Origin of the sequence: Rahnella sp. RFA10(1/100) (genome assembly GCF_004195115.1) — a bacterium.
Lineage (GTDB): Bacteria > Pseudomonadota > Gammaproteobacteria > Enterobacterales > Enterobacteriaceae > Rahnella > Rahnella perminowiae.
In genome coordinates, this window is the sequence record NZ_SEWR01000005.1 from 284,586 (window position 1) to 300,593 (window position 16,008).

At 51.5% G+C, this 16,008-nt stretch carries 14 protein-coding genes; 9 read left to right on the forward strand and 5 right to left on the reverse strand.

Annotated features, from left to right (window positions below; translation table 11 throughout):
- The first annotated feature begins 85 nt into the window (after nucleotides 1–85).
- The 7 genes from ETV65_RS16935 (at nucleotide 86) to ghrB (ending at nucleotide 9,082) form a co-directional block, all read left to right on the forward strand.
- Nucleotides 86–1,093, forward strand: coding sequence for a substrate-binding domain-containing protein (locus ETV65_RS16935; protein WP_129954058.1), 1,008 nt, complete (start codon nucleotides 86–88; stop codon nucleotides 1,091–1,093).
- A 141-nt stretch (nucleotides 1,094–1,234) separates the two neighbouring features.
- Nucleotides 1,235–3,361 carry an alpha-galactosidase gene (locus ETV65_RS16940; protein WP_129954060.1) on the forward strand — a complete coding sequence of 709 codons (2,127 nt, stop codon included), beginning with the start codon at nucleotides 1,235–1,237 and terminating at the stop codon, nucleotides 3,359–3,361.
- A 59-nt stretch (nucleotides 3,362–3,420) separates the two neighbouring features.
- On the forward strand, nucleotides 3,421–4,707 hold the full coding sequence (locus tag ETV65_RS16945) for an MFS transporter (RefSeq protein ID WP_129954062.1): 1,287 nt from the start codon (nucleotides 3,421–3,423) through the stop codon (nucleotides 4,705–4,707).
- Between the two features lie 67 nt (nucleotides 4,708–4,774).
- Nucleotides 4,775–5,809 (forward strand): LacI family DNA-binding transcriptional regulator, encoded by a 1,035-nt coding sequence (locus tag ETV65_RS16950; RefSeq protein WP_129954064.1) that lies wholly within the window; start codon nucleotides 4,775–4,777, stop codon nucleotides 5,807–5,809.
- Between the two features lie 213 nt (nucleotides 5,810–6,022).
- Nucleotides 6,023–6,772, forward strand: a complete 750-nt coding sequence (locus ETV65_RS16955) for a sugar phosphate isomerase/epimerase (RefSeq protein WP_129954066.1) — start codon at nucleotides 6,023–6,025, stop codon at nucleotides 6,770–6,772.
- A 43-nt stretch (nucleotides 6,773–6,815) separates the two neighbouring features.
- A complete protein-coding gene (locus ETV65_RS16960; RefSeq protein ID WP_129954068.1) occupies nucleotides 6,816–8,108 on the forward strand; it encodes an MFS transporter in 1,293 nt (430 codons plus the stop codon).
- Nucleotides 8,105–9,082: a glyoxylate/hydroxypyruvate reductase GhrB gene (gene ghrB / locus ETV65_RS16965; protein ID WP_129954070.1), complete on the forward strand. Its 978-nt coding sequence runs from the start codon at nucleotides 8,105–8,107 to the stop codon at nucleotides 9,080–9,082. Before ETV65_RS16960 ends, ghrB begins: the two co-directional genes overlap by 4 nt.
- Nucleotides 9,083–9,149: 67 nt before the next feature.
- Here ghrB and ETV65_RS16970 read toward each other — a convergent pair whose 3' ends face one another.
- Nucleotides 9,150–10,361, reverse strand: a complete 1,212-nt coding sequence (locus tag ETV65_RS16970) for a hypothetical protein (RefSeq protein ID WP_129954072.1) — start codon at nucleotides 10,359–10,361, stop codon at nucleotides 9,150–9,152.
- A 260-nt stretch (nucleotides 10,362–10,621) separates the two neighbouring features.
- On the opposite strand from ETV65_RS16970, the gene ETV65_RS16975 reads away from it, so the two are divergent.
- Entirely contained in the window at nucleotides 10,622–11,875 is a 1,254-nt protein-coding gene (locus ETV65_RS16975) for a valine--pyruvate transaminase (RefSeq protein ID WP_129954074.1), read from the forward strand.
- A gap of 89 nt (nucleotides 11,876–11,964) precedes the next feature.
- Here ETV65_RS16975 and ibpB read toward each other — a convergent pair whose 3' ends face one another.
- Entirely contained in the window at nucleotides 11,965–12,399 is a 435-nt protein-coding gene (gene ibpB, locus ETV65_RS16980; protein WP_129954076.1) for a small heat shock chaperone IbpB, read from the reverse strand.
- Between the two features lie 143 nt (nucleotides 12,400–12,542).
- Nucleotides 12,543–12,953 (reverse strand): small heat shock chaperone IbpA, encoded by a 411-nt coding sequence (gene ibpA / locus ETV65_RS16985; protein ID WP_014333282.1) that lies wholly within the window; start codon nucleotides 12,951–12,953, stop codon nucleotides 12,543–12,545.
- Between the two features lie 380 nt (nucleotides 12,954–13,333).
- Between ibpA and ETV65_RS16990 the strand changes: the two genes are divergently transcribed.
- A complete protein-coding gene (locus ETV65_RS16990) occupies nucleotides 13,334–13,711 on the forward strand; it encodes a YceK/YidQ family lipoprotein (protein WP_129954078.1) in 378 nt (125 codons plus the stop codon).
- Between the two features lie 62 nt (nucleotides 13,712–13,773).
- Here the strand turns inward: ETV65_RS16990 and ETV65_RS16995 are convergent, their stop codons facing one another.
- Nucleotides 13,774–15,036 carry a DUF3748 domain-containing protein gene (locus tag ETV65_RS16995; protein WP_129954080.1) on the reverse strand — a complete coding sequence of 421 codons (1,263 nt, stop codon included), beginning with the start codon at nucleotides 15,034–15,036 and terminating at the stop codon, nucleotides 13,774–13,776.
- 29 nt (nucleotides 15,037–15,065) lie between these two features.
- Nucleotides 15,066–15,881 (reverse strand): sugar-phosphatase, encoded by an 816-nt coding sequence (yidA, locus tag ETV65_RS17000; RefSeq protein ID WP_129954082.1) that lies wholly within the window; start codon nucleotides 15,879–15,881, stop codon nucleotides 15,066–15,068.
- Between the last annotated feature and the right edge of the window lie 127 nt (nucleotides 15,882–16,008).

Consider the following 16,008-nt stretch of genomic DNA (forward strand, 5'->3'; position numbering starts at 1 on the left):
CATCACGGGGCCAAATGGCCCCGTTTTGTTTGGCTTATGATATTCTCCCGCAACGTGCCTTCCAAACTGCGTTACGGGTGTCAGTATGTCTCTGAAAGCAATAGCGAAAGATCTCGGTATTTCCGTAACCACAGTCAGCCGTGCGCTGAACGGTTACGACGACGTTTCAGCAGAGACCAAAGCCCGGGTTCAGGCGGCGGCAAATGCGCGCGGATATCGTCCTAACACCCTCGCCCGCCGCTTAAAAATGGGTAAGATCGACGCCGTTGGCCTCATTTTCCCCTTCAGTTCCCATCCTTTAAGTAATTCTGCGTTTATCGAAATGGTCGGTTGTATCACGCGTGAGCTGGCCAAACATGAAATCGATCTGTTACTGGTGCCGGACGAACTGGGCACGTTTTCGTGGCAGCGTCTGATTGAAAGCAAACGCGTCGATGCGATGCTGGTGGCGCATACACTTGACAACGATCCCCGGCTGCTGGATTTGCAGCAACGTAATTTCCCGTTTCTGGCCCTCGGCCGCAGCGGGTGTCTGACACAGGATTATGCCTGGTTCGATTTCGATAACCGCGCCGGTATGCAGATGGCGGTGGATCACCTCGCCGCGCTCGGCCATCGGCGCATCGCGTTTCTCGGCGAAAATAATCAGCAATCTTTTATCGGCCAGCGCTATCAGGGATATCTTGACGGGTTGCGGATAAACGCGCTGCCGGTGAACACCGGCTATATGCATAAAATCAATCCAAGCCGTCGGGCCGGTTATCAGGCCACGCAGGCAATGCTGGCATTACCGGTGCCGCCTACGGCAATTGTCTGCGACTGCAATATGCACGGTGAAGGCGCAGCACTGGCGTTGCATGAAGCCGGTTTATTGCTCAGCGGCGGTGTGTCGCTGATTATCTTTGACGGATTGCCGTACGACAGCGTGCCGGATGTGGCAGTGACCGCCGTCCGTCAGGGCACCCGCGAAGCGGTGGGGCTGCAAATCGCTAATATGACAATGTCGCTTATCCGCAATGAACCGCTGAAGGATTTACAGGTTCTGTGGCAGCCGGAATTACAGGCGGGCGTTACCGCACATCCACCACGCTGATACTTCCCCTTTCGATTATTTTTCCACCCTATATCACAAATCTGACGCTACACATTTCCCATCCGAAACGTTTCGGATCCATAGTAATCCGACTAACCCGCTTTTTTGCAGACACAATTTTTCTGACGGAGTCGTGAAACTATGGAAAACCAGTTCGTCCATTTAACCGCCGCGCACACCAGCCTGATCGTCCGCTGCACCCCGTTCGCCGAAATCCTTTACTGGGGTAACCGCCTCAGCCAGTTTTCAGCCGATGACATCATTTCCCTGAGCCGCGCGGTGCCCAATGGCCGGATTGATGTGGAAGCGCCGGTGAATGTCAGCGCAGATACCGGACGTGGTTCCTTTGGTGCGCCGGGCATGGAAGGCCATCGCGACGGGCTGGACTGGTCACCGGTGTTTAATACCACGCAGGTGGAGCACGACGGCAATCAGCTGATTCTCCTCACTGAAGATCCCATCGCCGGCCTGCAATTTCGCAGCGAATTGCGTCTGGATGACAGCGGCATTTTGCAGACGCGCAATGCCCTGACCAATCTTAAACCCGGCGCCTATCAGGTGACGCGACTGGCCGTCACGCTGCCGCTGCCGGAACGTGCCGCCGAAGTGATGGCTTTTCATGGCCGCTGGATCAGGGAATTTCAGCCGCACCGTACCCTGCTCGATCACGGCGGCATCATTCAGGAAAACCGCCGGGGGAAAACCTCCTCCGAATATTTCCCGGCGATGATGATCGGTCATCCGGGTTTCAGCGAAGAACAGGGTGAGGTCTGGGGAATGCATCTGGGCTGGAGTGGCAACCACAGGCTGCGCGCTGACATTAAAGTCGACGGTCGCCGTCTGGTGCAAGCCGAAGCACTGTATTTTCCGGGTGAGCAAAAACTGGAACAAGGCGAAACGCTGGAAACCCCATGGCTGTATGCCGGCTTTTCCAGGACTGGCCTGAATGGCATGAGCCAGCAATTCCACCGCTTTGTGCGCGAACAGATTCTGCGCTTCCCGGATCAAAAACCGCGGCCTGTACACCTTAATACCTGGGAAGGGATTTATTTCAAACATGATCCTGACTACATCATGCAGATGGCCACCGAATCAGCGGCATTAGGCGTTGAACGCTTCATTATCGACGACGGCTGGTTCCGGGGACGTGACCATGACCGTGCGGCCCTGGGTGACTGGTATCTCGACGAGAAAAAGTACCCGCACGGCCTGAAACCGGTGATCGACCATGTCAAAAAACTCGGCATGGAATTTGGTATCTGGGTCGAGCCGGAAATGATTAACCCGAATTCCGATTTATACCGTGCGCATCCTGACTGGCTACTGGCATTACCCGGCTATCAGCAACCCAGCGGACGACATCAGTATGTGCTTGATCTGAACAACCGGCAGGTCTTTGACTATCTGTTGGAACGCATGAGCTGGCTGCTCGGTGAGCACGATGTGGATTATGTGAAATGGGACATGAACCGCGAAATTGTGCAGCCGGGGCATGAAGGCCGCGCGGCGCTGACAACACAGACGCAGCAATTTTACCATCTGCTGGATGTACTGGGCGAACGCTTCCCGCACATTGAGTTTGAATCCTGCGCATCCGGCGGTGGCCGCATTGATTATGAAGTGCTTAAACGCAGCCACCGTTTCTGGACTTCCGACAATAATGACGCGCTGGAACGGCAGAAAATCCAGCGCGGTATGAGCTATTTTTTCCCACCGGAAGTCATGGGAGCACATATCGGCAACAAACTGTGCCACGCCACCTCGCGCCAGCACAGCATTGAATTTCGCGGACTGACGGCGCTGTTCGGACACATGGGTATTGAGCTGGATCCGGTGAAAGAAGGTGAGGCCGAACGCGCAGGTTTCGCGAAATACACCCGGCTTCATCAGCAGCTTCGGCCGTTATTGCACAGCGGAAACGTATATCGGGTGGATACCCATGACAAGACGGTGCTGATTAACGGAGTGGTCAGTCAAAACGCCGATCACGCCGTATTCCTGATCAGCCAGCTGGCGATGCCCACCTGGTCATTGCCTGGTGCCTTGCGCGTGCCGGGGCTGAAACCCGCCGCACGTTATCGCGTGACGGTGCTGGACGAACCGCCATTGCTGGCAGGCGGCGGCAGCGGTCACACCATGCGTGCGCAACCGGCGTGGCTGCATGAATCTCCGGTATTGAGCGGCGAATGGCTGGCAAATGCCGGGCTGACGCTGCCGGTGCTGGATCCTGAAAGTGCCCTGCTTCTGGGCTTCGAAGAAGTCCGATAACAACAAAAATACGCCGGTACGACAGTGCCGGTTTTCATGGTTTCGGCAAGGAAATCACTATGACCCCTACACAAACCTCCGATCGTTGCTTCTATAAAAACAATACTAATTTCTGGATATTTGGCAGCTATTTCTTCCTCTATTTTTTCATCATGGCGACCTGTTATCCGTTTTTACCCATCTGGCTTTCTGACATTATCGGCCTGAGTAAAACGGAAACCGGCATTGTGTTTTCCAGCATGTCTTTGTTTGCCATTCTGTTTCAGCCGGTTTTCGGCATCATTTCTGACAAGCTCGGCCTGAAGAAACACCTTCTGTGGATCATCGCCGTACTGCTGTTTCTGTTCGCGCCGTTCTTTATTTACGTTTTCGCGCCCTTGTTAAAACTGAATATCGTGCTCGGCGCGATACTCGGCGGCGCCTATATCGGTTTCGTGTTTGCGGGCGGTTCAGGTGCAACCGAGGCCTATATCGAAAGGGTCAGCCGCAACAGTTCGTTTGAATACGGCAAGGCGCGGATGTTCGGCTGTTTCGGCTGGGGGATTTGTGCTTCAACGGCAGGCGTGCTGTTTAACATCAACCCGGATATTGTGTTCTGGATGGGTTCCGGCGCAGCGGTGATCCTGATGATTCTGCTGTTGATTGCCCGTCCGCAGGAAAACAAAAACGCGCTGGTTTTGAATAAACTTGGCGCCAATCAGTCGCAATTCTCGCTGAAAACGGCAGCTTTATTGCTGAAAGAACGCAAGCTGTGGATGCTGATTTTATATGTGGTTGGCGTGGCCTGTGTCTATGACGTATTCGATCAACAATTCGCCACCTTCTTCAAAACCTTCTTCGCTTCCCCGCAGCAGGGCACCGAAATGTTCGGCTATGTCACCACGGCAGGCGAGCTGTGTAACGCACTGATTATGTTCTGTTCACCGTGGATCATTAACCGTATCGGCGCAAAAAACACCTTACTGCTGGCGGGTACGATTATGTCTATCCGCATTGTCGGTTCGTCGTTTGCCACCACGGCAATCGAAGTGATTTTACTGAAGATGCTGCACGCGCTGGAAGTGCCATTCCTGCTGGTTGGCGTATTCAAATACATCACACAGATTTTTGATGTCCGGTTCTCCGCGACCCTTTATCTGATCGGCTTTAACTTTGCCAAACAGCTGGCGGCGATTTTCCTTTCGGCCTTCGCGGGGAATTTGTATGACCGGATAGGATTCAGCGATACTTATCTGATCCTCGGCGGTATCGCCTTCGGGGTCACGATCATTTCGGCATTTACCCTGAGCAGCCGGCCAAAGGCAGAAGCCACGCCGCCAATACACACGGCAGAAAGTTTGCGCTGACTGGCGGGTGCAGCCTTTCGGCACTCTGTGCTAGTCTCCGTGGGATAAGCATGAGGGGAGAAAGGCTGTGAGTAAAAAACAGGAACCGGGCGTGACGGTCCGCGCCACGATACGTGATGTCGCCAGTGCTGCCAAAACCGGCAAAACCAGCGTGTCGCGTTATCTCAACGGCGAAAAACACCTGCTGTCTGATGCGCTGAAAGAGCGTATCGGACGGGCAATCTCCCTGCTGGATTATCAGCCCAGCCAGATGGCCCGCAGCCTGAAAAGCGGGCAAACGCGCCTGGTGGGGCTTATCCTTGCAGATATTACTAACCCGTATTCGGTTGAAGTGATGCGTGGCGTCGAAGCCGCCTGTCGTCAGGAGGGCCTGACTCTGCTGGTGTGTAACACCAATAATGAGCTGGATCAGGAAAAGCATTACCTGCAATTGCTCAGCAGCTATCGCGTCGATGGTATCGTGGTGAATGCCGTCGGGATGCGCGAGGCGGCAATTTCCACGCTGCAACAGGCTAATTTACCGATGGTCCTGATTGACCGCAAAGTCGCGAATTTCGCCTGCGATGTCATCGGGTTGAACAACATTGAAGCCACACAGATGATGACCGGTCATCTCCTGAAGCAGGGTTTCGAAGCCCTGCTTTTTATCAGTGAACCTGCCACCATTAATACCCGTTTTGACCGCTTACACGCCTTCCTGAAATGTATGCAGCAATACCCGCAGAACATTGCTGAACAGGGCGAAATTGAGCTGAACAATACCCAAGGGCTCGATAATCTGTTGGAAGATTTTGTGGCACGGCATGCGGATAAACACAAAGCCGTGATGTGCGTGAATGGTGCACTGACGCTACAGGTCGCGCGCGCTATGCAGCGGCTGAATATCCGCTGGGGACCCGACATCGGTTTATCCGGTTTCGATGAGCTGGTCTGGGCTGATCTGGCGGGCGTGGGCATCACCACGCTCAGGCAACCCACCTATGATATGGGTGTTGCGGCACTCAGACAGCTGGTGACCCGGATTCAGGGCAATTCTGACCCTGTGGCTGAGCTGGAATTTTCCGGTGAGCTGGTTGTGCGTGGTTCAACAGCCGCGCGCTGATCCCTTTTCTTCTCCCGCTACCTGTCCGTTCTTCGTGAGCGGGATCATATTTTTGCGCTTTTGTTCTGTCGATTGGAACCGGTTCCAATTAGGTTGTATAAAACGAAACAAAACGTTAACAACAGCTCGACCTGTCATTTGTTCCACTAAAATGAGGTTTCGGAAATGATTGTCTGCACCGGTTTTACCGGGTGCTTTACAGGATAAATATTCATGAAAAGAGAAATCGTCATTGTCACCGCCGCCTACGGCAACAGTGTGGTAAAAGCCCGTGGCGGCCAGACAGCGCTGCTTTCAGTGATTGCTGATGCAAAGGCCGACGGCGTGGAAATTCGCCGCGAATTATTCTCTGCCGGAGAGCTGGATTCGCTGCCAACGCTGGCAGAAAAAATCCAAAATCATGGATTGTTTGCTGTGTACTCCGTGCCTTTTCCGCTGTTTTCACCAGGTGGCAAGCTTAACCCTGATGCACCACAATATTTTGAAGAGGCGCGGATTCTCAATGCACGCACAGTTAAGTTTTCTCTCGGCGAATTTGAGCCGGGCCAGGATCTGACGCCGTTGAAAGTCGTGCTGGCATCAAGCCCGGTGAAACTGGTGGTTGAGAATGACCAGTCACCGGATTGTGGCATTCTGTCGCGCATTAACGCCTTTATGTTTGCTGCTGAGTCGCTGCATCTGCCGTTAAGCATGACGTTCGACATGGCCAACTGGCTGTGGGTCGGACAGGATCCGGCGGTTGCTGCTGAACGTCTGGCGCGTCACGTGGGTTATGTGCATGTCAAAGCAGCCCAAAAACGTAGCGGGAAATGGCATGCCGTTGCACTCGATGACAGCGACGGCAGCTGGGAACCTTTATTAAAAATTCTGCCTCAGGATGTTCCGCGCGGTATCGAATTCCCGCTTGAAGGGGATGATCTGACCGCGGTGACGCGCTATTACGTAGAACTGTTACGTCAGTAAGCGGAGACGGGAACGTGCTGATGCACTATCAGGAGAACGCGTTATGAATCAGTCCAGGATCGCCACCCGCCGCTGGTGGTACATCATGCCTGTCGTGTTCATCACTTACAGTCTGGCGTATGTTGACCGCTCGAACTTCAGTTTTGCTTCGGCGGCCGGTATCAACGACGATTTGGGCATCACCAAAGGAATGTCGTCCCTGCTCGGGGCACTGTTTTTTCTGGGTTATTTCTTCTTCCAGATCCCCGGCACGATTTATGCTGAGCGCCGCAGTGTTAAGAAACTGATTTTCTGGTGTTTATTGTTGTGGGGGGGATTTGCCTCTTTAACCGGCGTGGTGACCAACATTCCTATGCTGGCGGTGATCCGATTCGCACTCGGCGTGGTTGAAGCCGCCGTCATGCCCGCTATGTTGGTGTATATCAGCAACTGGTTCACAAAATCCGAACGTTCCCGTGCCAACACTTTTCTGATCCTCGGTAATCCGGTGACAGTATTGTGGATGTCAGTACTTTCCGGCTATCTGATCAAATCGTTTGGCTGGCGAGAGATGTTTATCTTCGAAGGTATTCCGGCGATTATCTGGGCGGTTATCTGGTGGTTTACCGTCAAAGATAAACCCGAAGAAGTCAGCTGGCTGAGCGATCGGGAGAAACAGGCGCTGGCCGCGCAACTGGAAAAAGAGCAGAAAAATATTCAGGCTGTCGGCGGTTACCGCGAAGCCTTCCGCTCGCGCAATGTGGTGCTGCTTTGTCTGCAATATTTCTTCTGGAGCATTGGCGTGTATGGTTTTGTGCTCTGGCTGCCGTCGATTTTACGCGACGGCAAATCAATGGGCATGGTCGAAGCGGGCTGGTTATCCTCCGCCCCTTATCTGGCCGCCACGCTCGCGATGATTCTGGTGTCCTGGGCATCGGACAAAATGCAAAACCGTAAGTTGTTTGTCTGGCCGTTATTGCTGGTGGGCGCGCTGGCGTTCTTTGGTTCATGGGCCGCGGGCACAAATAATTTCTGGCTTTCGTACAGTTTACTGGTGGTCGCTGCTGCGGCAATGTATGCCCCGTACGGCCCCTTCTTTGCCATCATTCCTGAAATGCTGCCGAAAAATGTTTCCGGTGGCGCAATGGCATTAATCAACAGTCTCGGTGCGCTGGGCTCGTTCTTTGGTTCCTGGTTTGTCGGTTATCTCAACGGGAATACGGGCAGCCCGGCAGCATCCTTCATTTTCATGGCCGTGTCGTTACTGGTTTCCGCAGGCCTGACCCTGCTGGTGAGACCACGACAGGCCAACATTCAGCCGAAAGAAGTTTCCTTAACCCAAGGGAGTAAGTCATGAAGCCGTCTATTGTTCTATATAAAAAATTACCCGTAGATTTGCATCAGCGTCTGGAAGAGCATTTCACCATCACTGAATTTGATGGCATCACGGATAAAAATCGCGCTCAGGTTTTTGATGCGCTGCAAAACGCGGAAGGATTACTGGGTTCTGGCGGGAAAGTGGATAAGGAATTGTTTGACCATGCGCCGCGCCTGCGGGCTGTCTCAACAATTTCAGTGGGTTATGATAATTTCGATGTAAAAGAACTGACCCGTCGCCAGATCCCGATGATGCATACTCCGACGGCGCTGACCGATACCGTAGCCGATACGGTGATGGCGCTGGTGCTTGCCACCGCCCGTCGTGTGGTGAATGTGGCCGAGCGCGTAAAGGCCGGTGAATGGAATGAAAACATTGGCGAAGACTGGTTCGGCACCGACGTGCATCATAAAACCATGGGTATCGTCGGTATGGGCCGTATCGGTCTGGCGCTGGCACAACGTGCCCACTTTGGCTTCGATATGCCCATTCTGTACAACGCACGCAGTCAACATAAAGAAGCCGAAGAGCGTTTTGGCGCCCGTAAATGTGAGCTGGATGAACTGCTGGAAGCATCAGATTTCGTTTGTGTTCTGCTGCCAATGACGGAGCAGACTTTCCATCTGATTGGCAAAGAGCAACTGGCAAAAATGAAATCCAGCGCCATTTTGATTAGCGCTGGCCGTGGCCCTGTGATTGATGAGCCGGCACTGATTGATGCGCTGAAAGCCAAAACCATTTATGGCGCAGGTCTGGATGTATTTGAAACGGAACCGCTGCCAAAAGACTCACCGCTTCTGAGCCTGCCGAACGTGGTTGCCCTGCCCCACATCGGATCTGCAACTCATGAAACCCGTTATGACATGGCTGCCTGTGCCGTAGATAACCTGATTGCGGCGCTGAAAGGCGACGTCAAACAATTCTGCGTTAACCCGGAAGTTCTGCAGAAATAGGTGAGGGCAATGAAGCGGACCGGCCCGGGCCATGACCTGATGGCCGGTCTGTTAAGTTGGCGAAGGGTCAGAGGTATTTCATTAATATCTCTCTGATCTGCCTGTCAGCTTTTCTCGCATACACTTCCTGGTTAAATGCCAGAAGACTATTTTTCAGCACCGGGGTGGGGACATGGTCGGGTGTCAAAAGTTTGTAGATAATATTGCCATCATAGGGGCTACTGCCAGCGACCATCGACTCGAATTTGTTGAGCAATTCTTCGCCCCCCAGCGCGTTGGCGCGTTTATTTAAACCTTCGATAAGAGGCTCTTTCCAGGGTTGCTTGTCGTAATACGGTAAGCTCTTTTTCAATGACAGATAGTCGGAAAGACTTTGGTCGCCGGACATCATGCCGGTTTTACTGAAACTGGTAAGATTTTTGAACATCGTTGAAGGAAGCGTTTTAGTAATACAAATATGAATTTTTTTATTACCGGCCCCCCGGTTGTAACCGTGATTGATGACTTTACTTTCATCGGTTATTGAAGAGAGATGAAACTCCGAAAACAAGTCATTATGAGGAGGTCTTAAAAAAGAGCCTTTGAGTTTTATCAGTAAGCGATTAATGACATGTTCTTCCCGGCAGACAAAAACATACGCTGAATTACCCGGGGTATTTCTGTCTTCGATCAGTGTATTGATAATAAAAGTCTGGGCACAAGTGAAAAAGGTATCTGAGCTTAAATATGCAAAATAGAGCGCGCAATCTTCCGGTAAACATAAATTATAACTATCCAGCAATTTAATAATATCCTGCTTGGCGGATTTTTGTATGCTGATAACCTCTTGCTCCGGCATAGGCAAATAACCCAGAGATTTTTTTCTGAACCCAAGGCTATGAACACTGATGTTTTTTAAGCCTAAGCTGGAGAGAGCGGCTTTATAGTCACGATCAGATGAACCGTAATCACGAGTAATATCCATTTCGTCAATTAGAATAACAGTATCACAATTTATTATGTCCAACTGAAAGAATAAATCCGCCAACACGGAAGCTAAAGGCACGGGAGGCTTAATGCTATAGGGCGTCACAACAATCACACAATCCCTGTAATTCATTTTTTTGCCTTGATTGAATTTTTCCTCCCCCTCGATTTTAAAAGATTTTGATCTTGAACTAACCGTAAATAACACCCCCTCTGCCTGAGTGCTGCGCGCGATATCTTTTATTTTCTTTCCCAGGGCATAATCCCCGCCACCCGCCATAACTAAATTCAAAATAATTATACTTTTTTTCATTGCATTAACCTGGCTTATGTATTTTCGAATAATAATTATGCCATTCGTAAAAATGAAAACACAGGCGAGTTTTATTACTCTGTCAGTAAGCAAATCATAATAAGGTCAGGGGTATATATAATTTTCTGACATAATTTATCCCACTCTTTCCTGTAACACTCTGAAAGGAAATGCTGCGTTAAACCCCGGTGGTCGGATTGCACTACCCGGCCGCAGACGTTATGGTGGTCATCACATTTCGATAACATACAAAGCTTTCTATGACGTTTTCTGCTTTCGGTGACAAATTTACTCGTTTTTCAGGTATCACACGTCTGATGGGCGATATGAATGACGGTTTACGCACCCCTGGCGCGGTGATGCTGGGCGGCGGAAATCCGGCGCAAATTCCTGAGATGCAGGATTATTTCCAGACGCTGCTGACAGATATGCTGGCCGCAGGCAAGCTGACCGAAGCGCTGTGCAATTACGACGGGCCGCAGGGCAAAGATGTGTTGCGACATGCGCTGGCAGAAATGTTACAGAAAGAACTGGGCTGGCAGCTTGATGCGCAAAATATTGCGCTGACCAACGGCAGCCAGAGTGCTTTCTTTTATTTGTTCAACCTGTTCGCCGGACGTCGCGCCGACGGCAGTATGTCAAAAGTGTTGTTCCCGCTGGCACCGGAATATCTCGGTTATGCCGACGCCGGTCTGGATGAAAATCTGTTTGTGTCGGCCAAGCCTAACATCGAATTGCTGCCGGAAGGCCAGTTCAAATATCACGTCGATTTCGATCACCTGAATATCACTGATGACATCGGCCTGATCTGTGTTTCCCGCCCGACCAACCCGACCGGTAACGTCATTACTGACGAAGAACTGATCCGGCTCGATGCACTGGCGCAGCAGAAAGATATTCCGTTATTAATCGATAATGCCTATGGTGTGCCGTTCCCCGGCATCGTATTTACCGACGCCACGCCACTGTGGAACCCGAATATTATCCTGTGCATGAGCCTGTCAAAACTCGGCCTGCCGGGTTCCCGTTGCGGTATCGTGATTGCCGATGAGAAAATCATCAAAGCGATTAGTAATATGAACGGCATAATCAGCCTGTCTCCGGGCAGCGTCGGCCCGGCCATCGCCCACGAAATGATTGTACGCGGCGATTTATTGCGCCTCTCTGAAGAGGTGATCAAACCGTTCTACTATCAGCGCGTACAGGAAACCATTGCCACGCTGCGCCGTTACCTGCCGGAAGAACGTTGTCTGATCCACAAACCGGAAGGCGCGATTTTCCTGTGGCTGTGGTTTAAGGATTTGCCGATCACCACAGAAGTGTTGTATCAGCGGCTGAAACAACGCGGCGTACTGATGGTGCCGGGCGATTACTTCTTCCCGGGGCTGGAACACCCGTGGCCACATACCCATCAGTGTATGCGAATGAACTACGTCCCTGACGCCGAGCAGATCGAGCGCGGCGTGCAAATTTTGGCCGAAGAAGTGGAAAAAGCACACGCCGAAAATCAGTAACTGAGCGCGATTTATTGAGAACGGGTCGGCACAAAGAAAAAGGGAGGACATATTAATGTCCTCCCTTTCTTTATTGGGCTGAAACCGTCTTATTCAGACTGGTTTTCCAGCGCTGGTTTCTCAGTGCCGATCGCGATTTTTTGTGGTTGCAGCGCTTCCGGTACTTCGCGCACCAGATTGATATGCAGCAGGCCATGGGTAAATTCAGCGGCCGAAACGTGCATATGCTCTGCCAGCGTGAAACTCAGGGTGAAAGGCTTAATCACTAACCCCTGATGCAGATATTCCACCTGCGTTTCCGGCTGAGCCGGTGTGCCGCTGACCGTTAATCGTGGCCCTTCGACTTCAATATTCAGTTCACTTTGCTGGAAACCCGCCAGCGCCAGTGAAATGCGGTAATGGTTGTCATCCGACTTTTCAATATTGTAAGGAGGGAAAACCTGATCGGCCCCCTGCATTGAACTGGCTAATTTATCGAAACCAATCCACTGACGCAGCAATGGGGAAATATCATAATTACGCATAATGTAACTCCTTCTTTGAAGCGAGATGATTAATGCCATCATCCGTTTTGGATGTGACGGTACAGCCCCCTGACGGCGAGCCTAAACTTTTTCATTTTCTGGCGGTCAGTAAAGATGGCCGCTGGTGATTTATTGCCGCTAAATCAGCGGATTTCGATACGCCGTGGTTTGGACGATTCAGGAACGACACGTTCCAGATCGATATACAGCAAACCGTTCGACAAATTGGCGGCTTTTATTTGAATATGCTCCGCCAGCTGAAATTTGCGTTCGAAATTACGTTCGGCAATGCCCTGATATAAATAGGTCCGCCCGGTGTCGGCGGGTGCATGCGCACCTTTGACCAGCAGCATGTTGTCATGCGCAGTAATGTCCAGCTCTGATTCGGCAAAACCTGCAACTGCGATAGCAATCCGGTAATGGTTTTCGTCAACCAGCTCGACATTATATGGGGGATAGCCGCCACCCTGATTCTGACCCGATTCGATAAGATTAAACAAACGGTCAAAACCAATGGCAGAACGGTATAACGGGGATAAATCAAAATTACGCATGACAACTTCTCCTGATATTCAGCGAGTATTGTTGAGTCGTCCTCCTGGCGGACCGACCCGCGACACAGTGATGACTGAAAAACCCTTCCGGCGTTTCTCCTCCTGCGTCGTACAGTAAAAATGGAGACGAAAGGAAAATTTTCAAGCCAGAAAAAACAAAAAATTTGGCTGTGGTTTATATGATGAAGGCCAAAATACATAACGGACCGGAGCGAAAAGACAGAGAGAGCAGGCAGATTCCTGCAATATTTCAAATAGTAATTACACTTAATGGGATCGCAGCCACAGAGCTACAGCTTGCTTTGTTAATTTTTTGTGCTGAGTGGTATAAGTCACCTTGACGTACAAGCTCAGCCTGACAGCATAAGATGAGTTCTAACATGATGAAATTTGCATTAACGCCGCTGATGACAGGATGTGTTTTTTTAGCGACGAGCGGTTGCTCCAGCGTAATGAGTCATACAGGTGGCGATACCGGATATTATTCAGGCGCACGCGCTGATGTAAATATGATAAAAAGTGATGAAACCAGCTGGGCGATGACGCCGCTGCTGTTAATTGATTTGCCGTTCAGCGCAGTGCTGGATACGGTATTGCTGCCTTATGATTATTTTCGTAGCGGAAAAGTGACGACGCGGGATCGCGTCAAAGCCAGTGAAGAACACAATATTGCGTTGAGCAACGGTGTCGATATTGATCACATCCCGCCCATGACCACCACCGATCGCGGTCACAAGTCTTCGGCGCATAAAAAATAAGCGTAAAAAAACCGGCCAACATTATGGGACCGTTTCAAACCCTGGCCGGTTTACTAAAAGAGCTACTGAGCGTCGGTAACAAAAATCTGAGCGAATTCCCCACACTGGCGCATAAACGCCACTTTGCTGCCATCCGGTGAATACACGACCGCATCGGCGCAAGGCGTAATCTCCGTTCTCTGCGTTAACCGCTGCATTTCTCCGCTTTTAACATCAAGACGCATCACGCTGTTATCGCATACCAGTGCCAGCGATTTTCCATCAGGACTCCAGCTGAACGCAGACTGAACCCCCTGCCCGGTATGGCTGATTTGCACCGGTTCGCCCCCGTTCGGTGAAACCGTCCAGACCTGCACGACCCCGTTTTGGTCTTTCATCAGAAACGCAATCTGTTCGCCATCCGGCGATGTGCGTAGCCAGTGGCGTGGCTGGGTAGCGATGCCGTTTTCAGTAAAGGTGATGCGCCTTTGCTTTACGCCTGAAGGGGGAGCGGGCAACATTTCCGGCGTGCCCTGCAAAGGTTTATCACCCGACTGACGGTAATCCTGATCATGGTGTGGCAAATCCACCACATAGACTTCAGGATGCTTTTCGCCGCGGGCGGAAAGAGTATCGCCGATAAAGGCCAGTGCCCATCGCTGACGGCTGCCATCCGGTTTCAGATAGCCTTCATGCCCGATCCAGCCCTCTTCATAAGCCCGGTTGATTTCATCGCTGCCGGGCTGAGGACAGGGCGTGGTTTCGCTAACCAGAACGCTGAAATGGCTTCCATCGTATTCACGCGGGTGATGTTTTGGAGAAACTACCGGATAACCTGAAACAGCGACGCCAACATTACGCAGGTCGAGTGCCGGCGCACGTTCATGCAACACATGGTCATTATAGGTAAAACTCAGACGCGAACCGTCCGGGCTGAATACGTGAACATGTGAGCCACCGCGCAGGGCTCCGGCGGTAAAAGGGGCGGTGATGTCCATCGCATCCAGCGTCACGGCCTTTTCGCCTGCAGGCTCTGAAACGATGACACCGCGACGGTGATGAAAATCATACTGCCAGCTTTCATCCGGATTTTCCGGGCCATGAATAAACGCATAACGGGCAGGCAGATCCGGGCTGACGGTTACCACACCCACATGTGCGCCGTGATGTGCCTGATAAAGCACTTGTACCTCAGCCGTTTCGACATTCACCCGCTCAATGGTTGAGCCGGTAAAAGAACCACCATGCGGGCGCACGTCATACGCCAGCCACTGGCTGTCCGGCGTCCAGACGTTAATGTTAGTCAGCTGATGCCCGCGGGCATCAGAAGTTAATTGTTTTTCCATGGCCACGTGGCTCCTTCTGCCTTACAGGTTCAGACGTTCAGAACGAACTTCTCGATTGCAAACGCCACACCGTCTTCAGTGTTCGTTTTGGTGACGAACTGGCTGACGGCTTTTACGCTGTCCAGCGCATTTCCCATCGCAACGCCAATCCCGGCATATTCCAGCATCGCAATGTCATTTTCCTGGTCGCCGAGCGTCATCACACTCGCACGCGCAATACCCAGTTTTTCTGCCAGTGCCTTCACGCCTTCGCCTTTATTCACGCGCTTATCAAGGATTTCAAGGAAATACGGCGAGCTTTTCATGATGGTGTAGCGTTCTTTTGCCTCAGCAGGAAGCTGGCTGATAGCGCGGTCCAGCAGTTGCGGATCATCAATCATCATCACTTTCGGGAACGTGAGCGCCGGATCCATTTCCTCTGCCGGACAGAATTGCAGCGGAATGCCGGTGGTGTAGGATTCATGTACGCTGTATTTGCTGATATGGCGGTTAGCGGTAAACAGATCATTTTTTGTCAGGGCATGGAAATGCACACCAAGCTGACGGGCGAGCTGTTCGAAGTAATGATAATCATCAATTCTGAGGGCTATTTCGGCGATCACGCTGCCATCTTTGGCATTATGCACCAGCGCGCCATTATTGGTGATGCAATAACAACCGTCCTGCTGTAAATCCAGTTCCATCAGATAGCGCTGTACACCGATAAAAGGACGGCCCGTCGCCAGAACGATTTGCACACCTTTCGCCCGTGCTTCTGACAACGCTTTTTTAACGGCGGGTGTCACTTCATGCTGCGGATTGAGCAACGTCCCGTCCATATCAATTGCAATTAATTCAATAGCCATAGCATCCTCAGAGTTTAAGAAATCTTGCTCAATGCTAACGCGATTACCCGCTGTAAAGCCAGCCGGAATGCGGGGTGCGTCAGACGAAAAAAAAGTCCGAAACGGTTTCCCGGTTCGGACTTTTTAT